At 57.8% G+C, this 419-nt stretch carries 1 protein-coding gene; it reads right to left on the minus strand.

Translation table 11 applies throughout. The annotated features are described in order from the left end of the window. Positions 1-341, minus strand: a 341-nt coding sequence (locus KP705_RS18195; RefSeq protein WP_215765313.1) for an IS5 family transposase, incomplete at its 3' end; no start/stop codon positions are given. Between the last annotated feature and the right edge of the window lie 78 nt (positions 342-419).

Here is a 419-nt window from a genome sequence, read left to right on the forward strand (position 1 = left end):
ATGAGCCCCCCTTTTGCGCCCGTAGCCTGTGAATGGGCACGGACTACGGTACTGTCGACCATATGCTGCCAGTTATCGGTCAGGTCGAGGTCTATCAGGGTTTGCAGCAGAGCATCCCACACCCCCTGCTCAGCCCAACGCCGGAACCGGACATAGACCGAGTTCCATTTGCCGTAGCGCTCATGCATGTCCCGCCACGGACAGCCTGTGCGCAGAACATGCAGCATACCATTGAGAAACAGGCGGTTGTCTCCAGCTGGTCGAGCCCAACGTCCGCGCTCAGGCGGCAGAAGCGGACCAATTATCGCCCATTCCTGATCCGTCAGATCACCTCGTGCCATGCCCGCTCCACCGTACCGTCTGCGTTGAAGCAACCAGTGAATCAGATCTCAGGATGAGTGTATAGACCTTTTGTCAAC

This window comes from Gluconobacter sp. P1D12_c, from assembly GCF_018812105.1.
Lineage (GTDB): Bacteria > Pseudomonadota > Alphaproteobacteria > Acetobacterales > Acetobacteraceae > Gluconobacter > Gluconobacter oxydans_A.